Source organism: Pseudomonas sp., from assembly GCF_050739935.1.
Taxonomy (GTDB): domain Bacteria; phylum Pseudomonadota; class Gammaproteobacteria; order Pseudomonadales; family Pseudomonadaceae; genus Aquipseudomonas.
This window is the reverse complement of the sequence record NZ_JBOICF010000030.1, coordinates 1-16,857: the sequence shown is the minus strand read 5'-3', so window position 1 is coordinate 16,857 and position 16,857 is coordinate 1. Positions and strand designations below refer to the sequence as shown.

Here is a 16,857-nt window from a genome sequence, read left to right as displayed (position 1 = left end):
GGTTAGTGCGCGACAGCCGCAGCGCCGTGTTCGTCAATGAGAGCGCCGTTGTGGAACCGGTCGATCGAGAAAGGTTTGGCCAGTGGGTGCATTTCGCCCTTGGCCAGGCTTGCGGCAAACACGTTGCCCGAGCCCGGCGTCGCCTTGAAGCCACCGGTGCCCCAACCGCAGTTGAAGAACATGTTCGGCACAGGCGTCTTGGAAATGATCGGGCAGGCGTCCGGCGTGGTATCGACGATGCCGCCCCACTGCCGGTTCATGCGTACGCGAGACAGCACCGGGAACATCTCGACGATGGCCTGAATGGTGTGTTCGATCACCGGGTACGAGCCGCGCTGGCCGTAGCCGACCCAGCTGTCGATACCGGCGCCGATCACCAGGTCGCCCTTGTCGGACTGACTGATGTAACCGTGTACGGCGTTAGACATGATCACGCTGTCGATAATCGGTTTGATCGGCTCGGATACCAGCGCTTGCAGCGGATGGGATTCGACCGGCAGACGGAAGCCCGCCAGCTTGGCCATGTGACCGGAGTTACCGGCGGTCACCACGCCAACACGCTTGGCGCCGATGAAGCCCTTGTTGGTTTCAACGCCGATGCACACGCCGTTTTCCTTGCGGAATCCGGTCACTTCGGTCTGCTGAATCAGGTCCACGCCCAAGGCGTCGGCGGCACGGGCAAAGCCCCAGGCCACGGCGTCGTGACGCGCAACACCACCGCGACGTTGCACAGTCGCGCCGATGATCGGGTAGCGGGTGTTCTTCGAGCAGTCCAGGTACGGAATCTCTTCAGCCACTTGCTTGCCGTTGAGCAGTTCGCCATCCACGCCGTTCAAGCGGTTGGCGCTGACGCGGCGCTCGGAATCACGCATGTCCTGCAGGGTGTGGCACAGGTTGTAGACGCCGCGCTGGGAGAACATGACGTTGTAGTTCAGGTCCTGAGACAGGCCTTCCCACAGTTTCATCGCGTGTTCGTACAGGTGCGCGGATTCGTCCCACAGATAGTTGGAACGCACGATGGTGGTGTTGCGAGCAGTGTTGCCGCCGCCCAGCCAGCCTTTCTCAACCACGGCCACGTTAGTAATGCCGTGCTCCTTGGCCAGGTAATAGGCCGTCGCCAGACCATGCCCGCCGCCGCCGACGATGACGACCTCGTAGACCTTTTTCGGGGTCGGCGTGCGCCACATGCGCTGCCAGTTTTCGTGGTGGCTGAGGGAGTGTTTGAAGAGGCCGAAGCCTGAATAATGCTGCATGGTGCGACTCCTGACTCAGCGGTAAACCGGGAAATCGGCGCACAGCGCGGCGACCTGACCGGCAACATTGGCCTCGACATCGGCGTCGCCGAGGTTGTCGAGAATGTCGCAGATCCAGCCTGCCAGCGTGACGCATTGGGTGACTTTGAAACCGCGGGTGGTGACTGCTGGCGTGCCGATACGCAGGCCAGATGTCACGAACGGCGATTGCGGATCGTTCGGCACGGCATTTTTGTTGACGGTGATATGCGCGCGACCCAGAGCGGCGTCGGCGTCTTTGCCGGTCAAGCCCTGGCGGATCAGGCTGACGAGGAACAGGTGGTTGTCAGTGCCGCCAGACACCACGTCGTAACCGCGATCGATGAACACCTGCGCCATGGCCTGGGCGTTGTCGATCACTTGCTGTTGATAGGCCTTGAAGCCTGGCTCCATGGCTTCCTTGAAGCACACCGCCTTGCCGGCGATGACGTGCATCAGCGGGCCGCCTTGGGCGCCGGGAAACACGGCAGAGTTGAGTTTTTTCTCGATCTCTTCGTTGGACTTGGCCAGGATCAGGCCACCACGTGGGCCGCGCAGCGTCTTGTGGGTGGTGGTGGTGACCACATCGGCGTACGGCAGCGGATTGGGGTACAGGCCAGCAGCGACCAGACCGGCCACGTGAGCCATGTCGACGAACAGCAGCGCGCCGACTTTGTCAGCGATCTGACGGAAGCGCGGGAAGTCCAGGGTCTTGGAATAGGCCGAAAAACCGGCGACGATCATTTTCGGTTTGTGCTCGACGGCCAGGCGTTCGACTTCGTCGTAATCGATCAGGCCGGTGGTGGTGTCGATCCCGTACTGAACGGCGTTGTACAGCTTGCCCGAGGACGACACTTTGGCGCCGTGGGTCAGGTGACCGCCGTGGGCCAGGCTCATGCCCAGAATGGTGTCGCCGGCTTGCAGCAGGGCCAGGTAAACGGCGCTGTTGGCTGAGGAACCGGAGTGTGGCTGAACGTTAGCGTAGTCGGCACCGAACAGTTGCTTGGCGCGGTCGATCGCCAGTTGTTCGACCTTGTCGACGTGCTCGCAGCCACCGTAGTAGCGCTTGCCCGGATAGCCCTCGGCATATTTGTTGGTCAGGCCGCTGCCCTGAGCCTGCATCACGCGCTTGCTGGTGTAGTTCTCCGAGGCGATCAGCTCGATGTGATCTTCCTGACGCTGTTCTTCGGCATTCATCGCTGCCAACAGTGCATCGTCATAACCCTGGATCTGGTCTTGCTTGCTGAACATCGCGGTTCTCCCAGCGGCGGCGCGGCGCCTGAATTATCGATAGGGCTTTTGAATCGCCCTTTGGCAGCGATGGTATGGCCGACGCAGACTGCCCAGATGCCTACGCACGCCACACAAAGGCGCGTTTACGACATGGGTTGGTGGGGACGGCGAAATGGGGGCTGCGGGGCGCAAGAGAACGGCGCGATGTGCTCTTGATTCTGGCCGAAGGCCGTCGGCGTCCGGCTTGCCGACGATCTGTCGCGCAGCGGCAGCGAACCTAGGCAACGCGGTGTTTCCGCAGGATCGCTTACCTCTGTGGGAGCGAATTCATTCGCGAAAAATTTTCCAGGCGACAGAAATACTTCGACCGTCAATGCCTCTCGCGAATGAATTCGCTCCCACAGGTTTTGATCGTATTCAAACAAAAATCCCCAGCCGAGGCCGGGGATTTTGGGTGAGGCGATGTCGCAATCAGACCGATCTGGCAGGCAGCAGTCCATCGGCCCGGAACATCCCGCGAATGCCGCGCACAGCCTGGCGAATCCGGTCCTGGTTCTCGATCAGCGCGAAACGCACGTGGTCGTCGCCATATTCACCAAAACCGACACCTGGCGAGACACAGACCTTGGCTTCGAGCAGCAGCTTCTTGGCGAATTCCAGCGAGCCGAGGTGCGCGTAGGCTTCGGGAATCTTGGCCCAGACGTACATCGATGCTTTCGGGTTTTCGACCATCCAGCCCAGCTCGTGCAGGCCCTTGACCAAGACGTTGCGGCGTTGACGATACTGCTCGGCGATGTCGAGCACGCACTGTTGATCGCCCTCCAGCGCTGCGATGGCCGCCACTTGTAATGGCGTGAAGGTGCCGTAATCGTGGTAGCTCTTGATCCGCGCCAGCGCGTTGACCAGCTCAGGATTACCGACCATGAAACCGATTCGCCAGCCCGCCATGTTGTAGCTCTTGGACAGGGTGAAGAACTCCACCGCGATGTCCTTGGCGCCCGGCACTTGCATGATCGACGGGGCTTTCCAGCCGTCGTAGACGATGTCGGCGTAGGCCAGGTCGTGCACCACCAGCACGTCGTATTGCTTGGCCAGCGCGACCACGCGTTCGAAGAAATCCAGCTCCACGCACTGCGCAGTCGGGTTGGACGGGAAGCCCAGAATCATCATCTTCGGCTTGGGAATCGAGCCGCGAATGGCTTTTTCCAGCTCGGCGAAGAAGTCCACGCCCGGCACTAGCGGCACTGAGCGCACTTGGGCACCGGCGATCACCGCGCCGTAGATGTGAATCGGATAGCTGGGGTTGGGCACCAGCACCGTGTCGCCCTGATCGAGGGTAGCGAGCATCAGGTGCGCCAGGCCCTCTTTGGAGCCGATGGTGACGATGGCTTCGCTTTCGGGGTCGATATCGACCTCGTAGCGGGTTTTGTACCAACTGGAAATCGCCCGACGCAGACGCGGAATGCCACGCGAAGTCGAGTAGCCGTGAGTGTCTTCACGTTGGGCGACGGTGACCAGTTTTTCGACGATATGCGGCGGCGTTGCCCCATCGGGGTTGCCCATGCTCAGGTCGATGATGTCCTCACCACGACGACGAGCGGCCATTTTCAGCTCGGCGGTGATGTTGAACACGTAAGGGGGGAGTCGATCGATGCGCGCAAAACGGCGCGGCGAACCTTGGTCTGCCATGGTGGCCTCTAGAAGACGTAAGCGCCCGGAACCGTCCGAGCGACGCTGGCCACTGTGGTGGCCTGGTGCGGAAGATAAGGGCGGTGATGGCGGTTTGTCTACAGGGATTTCCGCGTGGCCGCATTTTCTACTGTGGGAGCGAATTCACTCGCGAATCGGTTTCTTAGGCGACACATCTCTATCGAATGTACCGCCTCTTCGCGAATGAATTCGCTCCCACAGTTTGCCACCAGACACAAAATCATCGTGATATTTTCGAAACGTCAACTAAGCAAAGTGCGCAAACCGAGCAGCACCAAAAAATGCAGTGGATAAATCAAATACGCCCATCTGCGCATCGGCCAGACACCAAACCTGAGCCGCCACCGCAACAGCGCCAGCCCCAGAAACGGCCCCAGCAGACACGCGATCAACGCCCCAATCGAAATCGGGTCGCCCCACATCATGCCGTCAATGATCTTCGGCCACTCGTTGCTCAACAGACACACCACGCCCGGCAGCACCGCCAGCCAAAGCGACCTTTGCAACACCAGAAGGCACGCCGTCGGCAGCAGCACGCCATACGCGCCGAACATCAACTGCGGGCCGAAAACGACACCGACGCTCAGCGCCAGTACCCCCATGATCCGCGTCGGCCACGAGCAGCTGAACACCCCCTGCGCCACCAACAAACCCAACACCAGCGTCGGCAGGACGTTCAAGGTCGTGACTTCGGCGGCCATGTACAGGCGATAGGGAAACTCCGCCAAGACCGAAAACACCGCCAGCCACGTCAGATATTTCCAGTTCAGGCCAGGCTGCGTCTTTCGAACCACACCGCGCCCGACATTCACCGCAATTGCCAGGCAAAACCACGCAAATGCCAGCCGCCCCGGCACGTATAGCCCATCGACATGCCAGCCGACGTAGCGCAGGTGGTCGAGCACCATGCTCAGCATCGCCAGCCATTTGAGCAGGTCCAGCGCCCGATCACGCACAGGCCGTTCGGTGGAATTCGTCTCGCTCATCTCACTTCGCTGTTTGACTGAATTTTGTGACGCAAGAATGCATGACCAAAGCATCGAAATCTGGTTACAGTCGCAGCCTTCGATTACAGGGAACCGGCCATGTCAGACCAAAGCCAGCAGTTTGCCAGCGACAACTATTCGGGAATCTGCCCGGAAGCCTGGGCGGCCATGGAACAAGCCAACCACGGGCACCAACGCGCCTATGGTGATGATCAATGGACAGCGCGCGCGGCCGATCAATTCCGCCAGCTGTTCGAAACCGACTGCGAAGTCTTCTTCGCCTTCAACGGCACGGCGGCCAACTCGCTGGCGCTGTCGTCGCTGTGCCAGAGTTATCACAGCGTCATCTGCTCGGAAACCGCCCACGTCGAGACCGACGAATGTGGCGCGCCGGAGTTTTTCTCCAACGGCTCCAAGCTGCTGACCGCTCGCAGTGAGAATGGCAAGCTGACGCCGGAATCGATTCGTGAAGTCGCCCTCAAACGTGCCGATATTCACTACCCCAAACCCCGCGTCGTGACGCTCACCCAAGCCACCGAAGTCGGCAGTGTCTATCTGCCCGAAGAGCTGAAAGCCATCAGCGACACGTGCAAGGAGCTGGGCCTGAACCTGCACATGGACGGCGCACGCTTCGCCAATGCCTGTGCGTATCTAGGTTGCACGCCAGCGCAATTGACCTGGAAAGCCGGCATCGACGTGCTGTGCTTTGGCGGCACCAAGAATGGCATGGCGGTGGGCGAGGCGATCCTGTTCTTCAATCACAAACTCGCCGAAGACTTCGACTATCGCTGTAAACAGGCCGGGCAACTGGCGTCGAAAATGCGCTTTCTCTCGGCGCCTTGGGTCGGTCTGCTGGAAAACGACGCCTGGCTCAAACATGCACGCCACGCCAACGGCTGTGCGCAGCTGCTAGCGGAATTGGTGAAGGATATTCCAGGCGTGGAGCTGATGTTTCCGGTGCAGGCCAACGGCGTGTTCCTGCAGTTGTCGGAAGCCGCCATCGCGGCACTCACCGCCAAAGGCTGGCGCTTCTACACCTTCATCGGCAGTGGTGGCGCACGTTTCATGTGCTCGTGGGATACCGAAGAAGCCCGCGTGCGGGAGTTGGCGGCGGATATCCGGCTGGTGATGGGAGCCTGATCAACATCCCCATCTCGCTGACACAGCGCAATACCACTGTGGGAGCGAATTCATTCGCCAGAGGTTCGTTCAGCCGATAGAGATTTACCGACAGAACCTGCATCGCGAATGAATTCGCTCCCACAGGGACGTTATGTCAGGCGGACTACTGGTGTGCGCTCACATGGATGAGCTATCACCCCTGCGCAATCACCTTCTCGATCACCTCGACCGTTGCACTGACCTTATCCTCATAACGGCTCAGCTCTTCGGCGTGTTGCTGTTTGAGTTCGATCTGCTTCGAACACAGGTTCAGCGCCGCCAACACCAGCAGGCGGTCGCCGATCAGGGTCGGGTAGCTGCGTTTGGTCTCGGACAATGCCGACTTGAGCATGACCACGGCATCCATCAAGGTCTGCTCCCGACCTTCAGGAGCCTTGATCGTGTAGTCGTTGCCGAGAATGGAAATGACCTTGGTGGTGTCGCGGTCGGTGATCATGCGTTGACCGCGCTGACGCCGGTGGCGCGATCGACCAGCGCCTGAATGCGGGCGGCGGTAGCGCCTTGTTTCTCTTCCTGCTCCAGCAGGCTCAACTGCAAACTGTCGTTGTCATCCCTGGCTTGCTTCAGCTCCTCGCCGAGCTTCGCGTTCGTGTTTTGCAGCTCCTGATTCTGTTGCACCAGGTCACCGACGAGCTTTTCCAACTGGCTTAAGGATGCTTCCAACATTTTGATTTCTCAGGCAAATTTCAAAGGGCGCGTACGATAAAGAAAAGTCACTCAAGCTACCAGTGAAATCAGGGCATTCACGCCACTACACCGAACAGAAAAGCACTTGTATTACTTCAATTGCGCAAACGCATAACGGACCTGATTGACTGCGTTTTCGCCATCTTGTTCCTGCTGTTCGTCAGATCGACACCCTGCGACATAAGCGCACAGCAGTGCCCCCGAGGGTTCAAGTCTCGGCACAGACGACCGATACGCCATGCATCGCTGTCATTTACTTCCCTCGTCTCGCATGGATCGCGGCATTCTCAGGAACCGTCATGTCCCTACGCAATATCAACATCGCGCCTCGCGCCTTCCTCGGCTTTTCCATCATCGGCTTGCTGATGCTGGCGCTGGGCGTCTTCGCTCTGACGCAAATGAGCAAGATCAACGACGCGACCGAACAGATGGCGAGCAATAGTGTGCCGAGCATCAAGTCGCTGGACAGGTTGACCGAAGCAAGCATTCGCCTGCGCGTGCTCTCTTACCGCCTGCTGCTCAACCGCGATGCCGATAGTCAACAGAAAACGATTGACCTGCTGGCCCAGCGCAACCGACAGATCGAGGAAGCCCGTGCCATCTACGTCAAGCTGATCCTGGCTCCGGAAGAACAGGCCGCCTACGACCAATACGTGAAGTTGCTGGGCGACTACCGCCAGCTTGAAGACCGAATGAAATCCCTGAGCAGTGCCAACAAGCTCGATGAACTGGCGCCACTGCTAAATAACCAACTGCAAAATAACTCGGACCAGATGAATGTCGTACTGGCCAAGCTGGTCGAGATATGCACCCAACAATTCAATGATGCGAAGAAAGACGCATCCGACCAGTACTCGACCGCCATCACGATGGTAGTCACCCTTCTGATCATCGCCACGGTATTGACCCTGCTGTTCGCCTGGCTGCTGACCAACAGCATTACCCGACCGATCCATTCGGCACTGAACGCGGCAGAGGAAATCGCCGAGGGCGACCTGACCCGCGCCATCCACGTTACCGGTACTGACGAGGCCGGCCGCTTGCTCGCGGCCATGCTCAAGATGCAGTCCAGGTTGCGCGACACGCTGCAACGCATTTCCGGTTCGGCGACTCAGCTTGCGTCGGCGGCAGAAGAACTCAATGCCGTCACCGACGAAAGCGCCCGCGGTCTGTCGCAGCAGAACAATGAAATCGAACAGGCCGCTACGGCAGTCAACGAAATGACCAGCGCGGTGGAAGAAGTGGCGCGTAATGCGGTGAGCACGTCCGAAGCCTCGAAAAACGCCACGACTTCGGCCAGCGACGGTCGCGATTTGGTGCAGGAAACCGTCAGCGCCATCGAACGCATGAGCAGCGATGTACAAGGTACTGCGACGCTGATCGGCAACCTCGCCGACGAATCCCGCGACATTGGCAAGGTGCTGGACGTGATTCGTGGCCTGGCAGATCAGACCAACCTGCTGGCCTTGAATGCCGCCATCGAAGCTGCACGCGCCGGTGAAGCCGGTCGCGGTTTTGCGGTGGTCGCCGACGAAGTTCGCGCACTGGCCCACCGCACACAACAATCGACCAGCGAAATCGAGCGCATGATCGGCAGCATTCAGGGCGGCACCGAACAGGCCGTGAACTCCATGCGCAGCAGCACCGAACGCGCCGAATCGACACTGAACATCGCCAAGGGCGCCGGCGTTGCGCTGGATACCATTAACAGCGCGGTGGTCGAAATCAACGAGCGCAACCTGGTGATCGCCAGCGCTGCTGAAGAACAGGCCCAGGTGTCTCGCGAAGTGGATCGCAATCTGGTCAACATCCGCGACCTGTCGACCCAATCGGCCACCGGCGCCCATCAGACCAGCGCGGCGAGCAACGAGCTGTCGCGTCTGGCGGTGGACCTCAACGGCATGGTTGCGCGTTTCAGGCTGTAACAAGCTTACTCTGCCGACTGATCAGGTCGACAGAGTACTGCTATTGGGACTGTGGCAGCGGACAAGACTGTGGGAGCGAATTCATTCGCGATACGGGTGGTCAGGCGATGAAGATGCATCGCCCGACCTGGCCTCTCGCGAATGAATTCGCTCCCATAGGGCAGAAACCCGGCTTGCTCGCGAAGGCGTTGTCGAAATCACCCGCCGGCAAGCCGAACTGCTACAAACCTGGTCAGTATTCGATGCGCACATCACCCTTCGGCACACTGCAGCACGACAGGATGTAACCCTCTTCCACGTCGTCGTCGGTAATCCCGCCGTTGTGCTCCATCTCCACTTCGCCGCTGAGCTTCATGACCTTGCATGTCCCGCAGATGCCCATACCGCAGGCCTTTGGAATCATCAGGCCGAGTTTGGCAGCGGCGGCATGGACGGTTTCGCCCGGCGCCACGCGAATGCTCTTACCGGTGTCGGTGAATTCCACCTGATGCAGTTCGGCGACGTCGATATCCGGCGCATCCGCTGCCTGCTCGGCGTGCTCCACTGCGTCGGCGCGGGCTTCCGGCGGGGTCGCGCCGAAAGATTCTTCGTGATACTGCGCCATGTTGAAACCGTTGGCTTCCAGCAGGCGCTTGACCGCATTCATGTACGGCGTCGGGCCGCAACAGAACACTTCTCGCTCCATGAAGTCCGGCGCCATCAGTTCCAGCATTTTCTGATTCAGGTAGCCGCGATAGCCGGCCCAAGGCTCGCCCAGGCCGTGTTTCTCGCAGACGATGTGCAGCGAGAAGTTGTTGATCCGCGAGGCCATCTGCTCCAGTTCGCGGTGATAGATGATGTCTTTGGGCGAGCGTGAGCTGTGGACGAACACCATGTCGACGTTGGCATTGGTGTCGTAGTACCAGCGCGCCATGGACATGACCGGCGTGATGCCGACGCCGCCGCTGAGGTACAGGATCTTCGGATTCGGAAAATCAATGGCGTTGAACAGACCTACCGGCCCGTGTACCGCCAGCTCCTGACCTTCATGCAGCGTGTCGTGCAGCCAATTGGACACCTTGCCGCCCGGCACACGCTTGATGGTGATCGAAAAGCTGTAAGGCACCGACGGCGCGCTGGAAATGGTGTAGGAGCGCATGATCGGCACGCCTTCGATTTCCAGCTCCAGGGTGACGAACTGACCCGGTTTGAAAAAGAACAGGATCGGCTGGTCGGCCATGAAGCAAAAGGTGCGCACGTCCCAGGTTTCCTGGATCACTTTGACGACCCGTACCAGGTGGCGGCCATTGGCCCAGGTCTGGGTGTTGACGGGGCTCAGGAAACTCTGGGACATACTCACTCTCCACGGCCGACTGTCGGCCTCTTATGGTGGCGATTCTGCGTAACGCACGAGTCACCTATTTACCTATCAGCGACATTCACATACTTATGGCGACCAGGCCCGATCTATAGGGGTTACGTAGTCGGAAACGGATTCGGCCATGTCGCCCATGGATAAGGTTCACGTCGCGCCCGGCTACACACTCGCCGTCAATCGAATACAGATTTTTTTACTCATAAACATGAGCGGCAGAAAACACCGTCGCCTCGCGTGCCAGACACACAACACAACCGTATTAGCCACATTCGTAGGCCGCTCGAATGCGACCTGAGGACTTGAAAGATGGACGTCACCGCAACTCTAAGCTTGGGCGATCCGCTGGAACCCGCACGCAAGGCCACCGCCGAAATGTTGCAGAACCGCGAGCGCACTTACTCGCTGCCGCAGCCTTTCTACAGCGATGAGCGGCTGTTTGAAATCGACATGCAGGAAATCTTTCAAAAAGAGTGGCTGATCGCGGGCATGACCTGCGAGATCCCGGCCAAGGGCAACTTCCTGACCCTGCAGATCGGCAAGAATCCGATTCTGGTCGTGCGCGCTCCGGACGGTTCGATCAACGCCTTCCATAATGTCTGCCGCCACCGTGGCTCGCGCCTGTGCACCAAGGAAAAAGGCAAGGTCGCCAAGCTGGTGTGCCCATACCACCAATGGACCTACGAACTGGACGGTCGCTTGCTGTACGCGGGCACCGAAATGGGCGCTGACTTTGACATGAAGCAGTTCAGCCTCAAGCCTGTGAACTGCAAAGTCGCAGGCGGTTACATCTTCATCAGCCTGGCGTCCAACCCGCCGGCTATCGACGAGTTCCTGCAGACGCTGAATCACTACATGGAACCGTACGACATGGAAAACACCAAGGTGGCGGTGCAAACCACCCTGGTCGAAAAAGCCAACTGGAAACTGGTGCTGGAAAACAACCGCGAGTGCTACCACTGCAACGGTTCGCACCCTGAACTGCTGAACACTCTGCTGGAATGGGACGACGTCACCGACCCGCGCGCCGACCAGGCGTTCAAGGACCACGTCGCCGCGTCTGCCGCTGCATGGGAAGCCGAGAAAATCCCGTTCGCCCACGCCAGCTTCGGCCTGCGCAACCGCATCGTGCGCATGCCGCTGCTCAAAGGCACCGTCTCCATGACCATGGACGGCAAACCCGGCAGCAGCAAATTGATGGGCCGCATCAAAAATCCGGACCTGGGCTCGATGCGCATCCTGCACCTGCCGCATTCCTGGAACCACTGCATGGGCGACCACGTCATCGTGTTCGCTGTTTGGCCGATCAGCGCTCAGGAAACCGTGGTCACCACCAAGTGGCTAGTGCACAAGGACGCCGTTGAAGGCGTGGACTACGACGTGGCGCGCTTGCGCGAAGTCTGGGACGCAACCAACGACCAGGACCGTCGCCTGGCCGAAGAAAACCAGCGCGGCATCAACTCCGTCGCCTACCAGCCAGGCCCGTACTCGAAAACCTACGAGTTCGGTGTGGTCAACTTCATTGACTGGTACAGCGCCAAGTTGCTGGAAAACATGGGGGCCGAGCCTGCGCCGTATTTGAAGGGTGTGGCGGTTAATCACGAGTAAGTAGCGCCTCATCCCTTGTAGCGGCCGGCTTGCTGGCGAAAGCGATCTGAATGTCATCCTCGTAAGGCTGACACACTGCATTCGCCAGCAATCCGGCTCCTACAATTATTATTACTCGCACTGATCAAGAAGCGCTCAATCCCCCACCAAACCGTGCTTCACGCTCTCGCCACCATCCTCAGACAACTGTCCACAGCTCAACCCACAGCAACGGTGAGAACCCGAACCGGGACTGTGCAAAAACTTAGCAAAAACCGCGAGTTACCAAGTTGGCACAATCGCCTCATGACTGATCGTATTTTGATCAGATGCCTGTAAGCCTTGCAGATTAAGGCTTGCGCCGGAGCACCAACACGTTATCCACAGAAACGCCAACAGAGAATGTGCGCAACTTGCGTATCTGGCGAGGCGTTGTGGAAAACAGCGAATTGCTTCGAGAGGCGATGACGTTAAAAGCCACAGATTGTAGATAAGTGCCAAATTAATCATTTTTTGACCATAGCCCTGAAGACCTTTATCCGTAAGACCTACAAACGATCTCACACATCTTATCCACAGCAGTGTTAACAGAGATGTGGGCAAAAGCGCTGCCAACTATCAGGCCTTATTCAGAAAAAGCTTTAAGAAACCGCCAGATAGTTTGATCAATAATTGATCAAGAGGCTCTCCGCCACGGTGATTATGGCTTTCGTCAATCGCCTAACAGTTTATCCACAGGTGGGCTAACAGCGATTGTGGGTATTTGGACAGGTTGACCAAACGGTATGAGCGGATGAGACACGACGTTAGAACCGAACCTAAAAAGGCGTCAAACAGACGCCTTCCCATTTTAGTCGCGGGAGTCAGCGAACCACCCCCTCCTCCACCAACAACTTCAATATCGCGGCAGCACCTTCCTCGGCACTCACCCCCTTCAGCACTTGCCCACCGCCACCGCTGGCTTTCGCTGTCGCAGCTTTCATCCGGTCAGCGCCGCTTTTGGCTTTGATGACTTTCAATCGTTTTGGCCTTGGTTTGGCAGGCGTCAGCTCGGAGGTTGTGAATAAGTCGTCGATGGTGACATCGATCTGTTCCACATCAAGCGTGCCGCGTTGGGCGGGGCCGAAGGCGCTTTGGCGGGGTTTGGGTGCAGCGTTATCCACAGTGGCAAGGAATGGCAGGCGGACCTTGAGGCGGCGGCGCTGGCCGCGTGGGAGGGCCTGCAATACTTGGGCGGTGCCACTGCTCATGGATTCCACTTCGGCCATGCCGACGACCAGCGGCCATCCCAGCTTTTCCGCGAGCAGGTAGGGCAACATGCCCGAGCCCTCACCGGTTTCCGCCTGGGTGCCCGCGAGGACCAGCTGCACGCCGGACTCGCGTATGTAATCGGCCAGCCCGGGCAGCGCGTCGGCGTCTTGGGGTTGTTCGAGCACATGAAGTTCTTTCAGACCCATGCCCAGATAAGCCCGCAACGCCGGTTCTTCAGCGTTGCCAGCGTGCAGTACATGCAAGTTATCCCCAGCCAGTTGCAACCCCAGTTCGACAGCGCGCGCATCCTGTTCAGCGCGGCGTGGGCGACCGGAAGTCGGATGCGCGCCGATGGAAACCAGGCTGATGACGTGCAAGACGCTGTTTTGCACAGGCAATTTATTCTCAGGCTGCATCGCGTTTCGCCCCGTTCCGATAGGCCTCGACGGCTTCGATCAGCGCATCGAGAATTTTTGCGCTTTCGCCAATCACTGACAAATCTGCACGTTTGACCATGTCACAGGTTGGATCGAGGTTGATCGCTACGACTTTGTCGCAGGCGCCGATGCCTTGCAGGTGCTGGATCGCGCCAGAGATACCCACAGCGACATACACCCGTGCAGTGACCCAGGTGCCGGAAGCGCCGACCTGACGATCCCGGGCCATGAATCCGTCGTCCACTGCCACCCGGGAGGCGCCTTCGGTTGCGCCTAGGGCTGCAGCAGTGCGATGGAACAACGTCCAGTCCTTGACCCCATTGCCACCGGAGAAGATGAACTCCGCTTCGGCCATGGGGATAAGTGCAGGGTCAACCGCCACCGCGCCTAGGTCCTCAATGCGTGGCAAGCTGCGGGCGATGGTTGTGGACAACTCGACGGCCAATGCTTCGTGACGGGTTTCGCTCACTGGCTCGGCGCATTCCGCGGCTGCCAGGATCAGCCGTGATATGGGGCGAGCGAGGTCTTCACGGCCCGCACCGGCGCGGCCTGTGGCTTGCTCATCCTTGACCTGCCAGACACGCGTCGCCGGACGTTCGCCGATGCTTGCGGCAAACCGCCGACCCAACTCGCCACCACCGGTGCGGCTGTCAGGCAATAACCAGTGACGCGGGTCGAACTGGTTATCCACAGCCCGCAAACCTTGCACGCGCTGTTCGGGCGAATAACCGGCAAACTCGCCGCCCTCAAGCACCAACAGGCGATCGACGCCCGCCGTGTCGAACGCGCTTTCTTTATGTTCGCCAAAGACTACGGCCAAAACCGCGCCATCTTTGCCCGCCAGACCATGCGCCAGACCCAACAGATCGCGGTCGTGGCTGCTTAGGCGTCCGCCGACCATATCAGGCACTACAGCGATATAGAAAGCCGGCGCGGCAACCTGATGCAGCGGCAATTGCACTTCGGCAGAGACCGTACGCTTGGTCGTCCCGCCCTGCTGCGCGCCACTGCGGTCGATACGCTTGATGCCGTTCGGCCCGATGAAACCGATGCCGTGCACGTTCTTGCGTATGACGCCGTTAGGCCCCATCCAGCTGCTTTGCATCGGTTGCATGGCCGCATGCAGCGGGTGCAGTCGATTGCGGGCGATCCACTCGGCACGAGGGTCGCGGCGGATAATGTCGCTCATCAATGCGCCTCCGCAGGTTCACGTTTGACGGGTGCCGGTTTGGCCGGGGCTGCGTTTTCAAGCAGCGCGTCGGCCACCAGTTCGGCAATGTCCTTGATCATCGGACGCGGTTCGACCACGCCTTCGAGCATCGCCGTGCACTGTGGACAACCCACGGCCACCAGCTCGGCGCCAGTTTCGCGGATGTCTTCCATGCGCATGTCGGGAATACGCTGTTTGCCGGGAATGTCGGTGATCGGCGCGCCGCCACCGCCGCCACAGCAACGTGAGCGGAAACCGGAGCGCTGCATTTCCTTGACCTCTATACCCAGTGCTTTGAGCACATGGCGCGGCGCTTCATATTCGCCGTTGTAACGCCCCAGATAGCAGGGGTCGTGATACGTCACGCTGGAGCCTTTGTGCTGCCCGAGGCTCAGCGCGCCATCGCCGATCAGCTCGGCCATGTAGGTGCTGTGGTGCTGCACCAGATAATTGCCGTCGAAGGCGCCGTATTCATTTTTCAGCACATGGAAACTGTGCGGGTCGCAGGTGACGATGCGCTGGAAACTGTATTTGGACAGCGTCTGAATGTTGCGTTTGGCGAGCATCTGGAAGGTCGCTTCATCGCCCAGACGGCGGGCTACGTCGCCGCTGTCGCGCTCTTCAAGCCCCAGCACCGCGAAGTCGACCTTGGCCGCTTTCAGCACTTTGACGAACGCACGAAGGGTGCGTTGATTGCGCATGTCGAACGCGCCGTCGCCGACCCAGAACAGCACGTCCACCGTCCGCTTCTCGCTCATCAGATTGAGGTTCAGATCCGCAGCCCAGTTCATCCGCCCGCCCGGCGCGAAACCGCCAGGGTTGTCGGTGGCGATGAGGTTTTCCAGGACTTCGGCGCCCTTGTTCGGGGTCGCGCCTTTTTCCAGCGTGAGGTGGCGGCGCATGTCGACGATGGCGTCCACGTGCTCGATCATCATCGGGCACTCTTCCACGCAGGCACGGCACGTGGTGCAGGACCACAGGGTTTCGGCGTCGACCAGACCGTTGACGATCGGTTGATGGGGATTGCCGCCATGCTCGCCAACCGGCTTGCCAGGATACGGACTGCCAGCGAAGCTGGCATCGGTACCGCCAGCCAGGCCGACAACCATGTCCTGAATCAGTTTTTTCGGATTCAGCGGCTGGCCCGCGGCAAACGCCGGGCATGCCGCTTCGCACTTGCCGCATTGCACGCAGGCGTCAAAGCCCAGCAGTTGGTTCCAGGTGAAATCCCTGGGTTTTTCCACACCCAGCGGCGCCGTCGGGTCAGCCAGATCCAGCGGTTTGAGGCCTGTTGAACGACCACCGCCAAAACGCTCGGCGCGACGGTGCCACGCCAGATGCAGCGCACCGGCGAAGGCGTGTTTCATCGGGCCGCCCCAGGTCATGCCGAAGAACAATTCGGAAACGCCCCACAGCACACCGATCCCCAGGATGATTGCGAACAGCCAGCCGCCGAAGTTTTCCGGGAGGATGCCGGCGACCGGCAGGGTCACCAGAAAGAACGAAGCCGAGAATGCCAGCAGGCTTTTCGGCAGACGCATCCACGGGCCTTTCGACAGGCGGCTCGGCGGGTTGCGACGACGCAGATAAACGAAGATCGCACCGACGAACATCACCGCCGACACCAGCAGCAGCGCGTAGCCGAGGATGCGGTTATGCAGGCCCAAACCGTGCACCAGAATCGCCAGCACGATGGACGCAGCTGCGCCCCCCGCCGTTGCGACGTGGGTATTGGCGATGTACTTGTCGCGCGCGACCACGTGGTGCAGATCGACCATATAGCGCTTGGGCATCGCCAGCAGGCCGCCCAGCAGATCGACCTTGGACGCACGCCCGTTGCGCCACATGGCCATCCGCCGCAAAGCGCCGAGGATCGCCAGACCCAGGGCAGCGAACAGCAGGATTGGTAGAAGGGTGTTTAACATGTGAAGCTCCCAAAAACCTCGGGTCTTGCCAGGGCCTTGTAGGAGCCGGCTTGCTGGCGAACATCGCAGCGCGGTGCATCCGTGACTGCGGGTTATCGT

At 59.6% G+C, this 16,857-nt stretch carries 13 protein-coding genes; 3 read left to right on the top strand and 10 right to left on the bottom strand.

Features of this window, described 5'->3' with window-relative positions; genetic code table 11:
* Positions 1-2: 2 nt before the first annotated feature.
* From ACRER8_RS04820 to ACRER8_RS04805, 4 genes are all read right to left on the bottom strand, one after another.
* Positions 3-1,253, bottom strand: a complete 1,251-nt coding sequence (locus ACRER8_RS04820) for a sarcosine oxidase subunit beta family protein (RefSeq protein WP_431745216.1) — start codon at positions 1,251-1,253, stop codon at positions 3-5.
* Between the two features lie 15 nt (positions 1,254-1,268).
* On the bottom strand, positions 1,269-2,522 hold the full coding sequence (gene glyA / locus ACRER8_RS04815; protein ID WP_431745215.1) for a serine hydroxymethyltransferase: 1,254 nt from the start codon (positions 2,520-2,522) through the stop codon (positions 1,269-1,271).
* 453 nt (positions 2,523-2,975) lie between these two features.
* A complete protein-coding gene (alaC, locus tag ACRER8_RS04810) occupies positions 2,976-4,193 on the bottom strand; it encodes an alanine transaminase (protein WP_431745214.1) in 1,218 nt (405 codons plus the stop codon).
* A 263-nt stretch (positions 4,194-4,456) separates the two neighbouring features.
* Positions 4,457-5,200, bottom strand: coding sequence for a TraX family protein (locus ACRER8_RS04805; protein WP_431745213.1), 744 nt, complete (start codon positions 5,198-5,200; stop codon positions 4,457-4,459).
* 99 nt (positions 5,201-5,299) lie between these two features.
* On the opposite strand from ACRER8_RS04805, the gene ACRER8_RS04800 reads away from it, so the two are divergent.
* Positions 5,300-6,340 (top strand): low specificity L-threonine aldolase, encoded by a 1,041-nt coding sequence (locus tag ACRER8_RS04800; RefSeq protein WP_431745212.1) that lies wholly within the window; start codon positions 5,300-5,302, stop codon positions 6,338-6,340.
* Between the two features lie 175 nt (positions 6,341-6,515).
* Here the strand turns inward: ACRER8_RS04800 and ACRER8_RS04795 are convergent, their stop codons facing one another.
* Both ACRER8_RS04795 and ACRER8_RS04790 read right to left on the bottom strand, forming a co-directional pair.
* The gene (locus ACRER8_RS04795) at positions 6,516-6,818 is read right to left on the bottom strand and encodes a cell division protein ZapA (RefSeq protein WP_431745211.1); all 303 of its coding nucleotides are present in this window, start codon (positions 6,816-6,818) and stop codon (positions 6,516-6,518) included.
* Positions 6,815-7,048: a hypothetical protein gene (locus ACRER8_RS04790; RefSeq protein WP_431745210.1), complete on the bottom strand. Its 234-nt coding sequence runs from the start codon at positions 7,046-7,048 to the stop codon at positions 6,815-6,817. Before ACRER8_RS04790 ends, ACRER8_RS04795 begins: the two co-directional genes overlap by 4 nt.
* A gap of 320 nt (positions 7,049-7,368) precedes the next feature.
* On the opposite strand from ACRER8_RS04790, the gene ACRER8_RS04785 reads away from it, so the two are divergent.
* Positions 7,369-8,994 carry a methyl-accepting chemotaxis protein gene (locus tag ACRER8_RS04785; RefSeq protein ID WP_431745209.1) on the top strand — a complete coding sequence of 542 codons (1,626 nt, stop codon included), beginning with the start codon at positions 7,369-7,371 and terminating at the stop codon, positions 8,992-8,994.
* Positions 8,995-9,226: 232 nt separating this feature from the next.
* Here the strand turns inward: ACRER8_RS04785 and gbcB are convergent, their stop codons facing one another.
* Positions 9,227-10,327: a glycine-betaine demethylase subunit GbcB gene (gene gbcB / locus ACRER8_RS04780; RefSeq protein ID WP_431745208.1), complete on the bottom strand. Its 1,101-nt coding sequence runs from the start codon at positions 10,325-10,327 to the stop codon at positions 9,227-9,229.
* A gap of 330 nt (positions 10,328-10,657) precedes the next feature.
* Between gbcB and gbcA the strand changes: the two genes are divergently transcribed.
* The gene (gene gbcA, locus ACRER8_RS04775; RefSeq protein ID WP_431745207.1) at positions 10,658-11,956 is read left to right on the top strand and encodes a glycine-betaine demethylase subunit GbcA; all 1,299 of its coding nucleotides are present in this window, start codon (positions 10,658-10,660) and stop codon (positions 11,954-11,956) included.
* A gap of 842 nt (positions 11,957-12,798) precedes the next feature.
* Here the strand turns inward: gbcA and ACRER8_RS04770 are convergent.
* From ACRER8_RS04770 to dgcB, 3 genes are read right to left on the bottom strand one after another with little or no spacing between them, the layout of a single operon-like run.
* Positions 12,799-13,602 carry an electron transfer flavoprotein subunit beta gene (locus tag ACRER8_RS04770; protein WP_431745206.1) on the bottom strand — a complete coding sequence of 268 codons (804 nt, stop codon included), beginning with the start codon at positions 13,600-13,602 and terminating at the stop codon, positions 12,799-12,801.
* The gene (locus ACRER8_RS04765) at positions 13,592-14,812 is read right to left on the bottom strand and encodes an electron transfer flavoprotein subunit alpha/FixB family protein (RefSeq protein ID WP_431745205.1); all 1,221 of its coding nucleotides are present in this window, start codon (positions 14,810-14,812) and stop codon (positions 13,592-13,594) included. The genes ACRER8_RS04770 and ACRER8_RS04765 overlap by 11 nt, the downstream gene beginning before the upstream one ends.
* Positions 14,812-16,758, bottom strand: a complete 1,947-nt coding sequence (gene dgcB / locus ACRER8_RS04760) for a dimethylglycine demethylation protein DgcB (protein ID WP_431745204.1) — start codon at positions 16,756-16,758, stop codon at positions 14,812-14,814. The genes ACRER8_RS04765 and dgcB overlap by 1 nt, the downstream gene beginning before the upstream one ends.
* Between the last annotated feature and the right edge of the window lie 99 nt (positions 16,759-16,857).

Coding starts and splice junctions, on each gene's coding strand:
- alaC (WP_431745214.1), bottom strand. CDS start 4,193: ATGGCAGACCAAGGTTCGCCGCGCCGTTTTGCGCGCATCGATCGACTC.
- ACRER8_RS04795 (WP_431745211.1), bottom strand. CDS start 6,818: ATGATCACCGACCGCGACACCACCAAGGTCATTTCCATTCTCGGCAAC.
- dgcB (WP_431745204.1), bottom strand. CDS start 16,758: ATGTTAAACACCCTTCTACCAATCCTGCTGTTCGCTGCCCTGGGTCTG.
- ACRER8_RS04770 (WP_431745206.1), bottom strand. CDS start 13,602: ATGCAGCCTGAGAATAAATTGCCTGTGCAAAACAGCGTCTTGCACGTC.
- gbcA (WP_431745207.1), top strand. CDS start 10,658: ATGGACGTCACCGCAACTCTAAGCTTGGGCGATCCGCTGGAACCCGCA.
- ACRER8_RS04805 (WP_431745213.1), bottom strand. CDS start 5,200: ATGAGCGAGACGAATTCCACCGAACGGCCTGTGCGTGATCGGGCGCTG.
- gbcB (WP_431745208.1), bottom strand. CDS start 10,327: ATGTCCCAGAGTTTCCTGAGCCCCGTCAACACCCAGACCTGGGCCAAT.
- ACRER8_RS04820 (WP_431745216.1), bottom strand. CDS start 1,253: ATGCAGCATTATTCAGGCTTCGGCCTCTTCAAACACTCCCTCAGCCAC.
- ACRER8_RS04765 (WP_431745205.1), bottom strand. CDS start 14,812: ATGAGCGACATTATCCGCCGCGACCCTCGTGCCGAGTGGATCGCCCGC.
- ACRER8_RS04785 (WP_431745209.1), top strand. CDS start 7,369: ATGTCCCTACGCAATATCAACATCGCGCCTCGCGCCTTCCTCGGCTTT.
- ACRER8_RS04800 (WP_431745212.1), top strand. CDS start 5,300: ATGTCAGACCAAAGCCAGCAGTTTGCCAGCGACAACTATTCGGGAATC.
- glyA (WP_431745215.1), bottom strand. CDS start 2,522: ATGTTCAGCAAGCAAGACCAGATCCAGGGTTATGACGATGCACTGTTG.
- ACRER8_RS04790 (WP_431745210.1), bottom strand. CDS start 7,048: ATGTTGGAAGCATCCTTAAGCCAGTTGGAAAAGCTCGTCGGTGACCTG.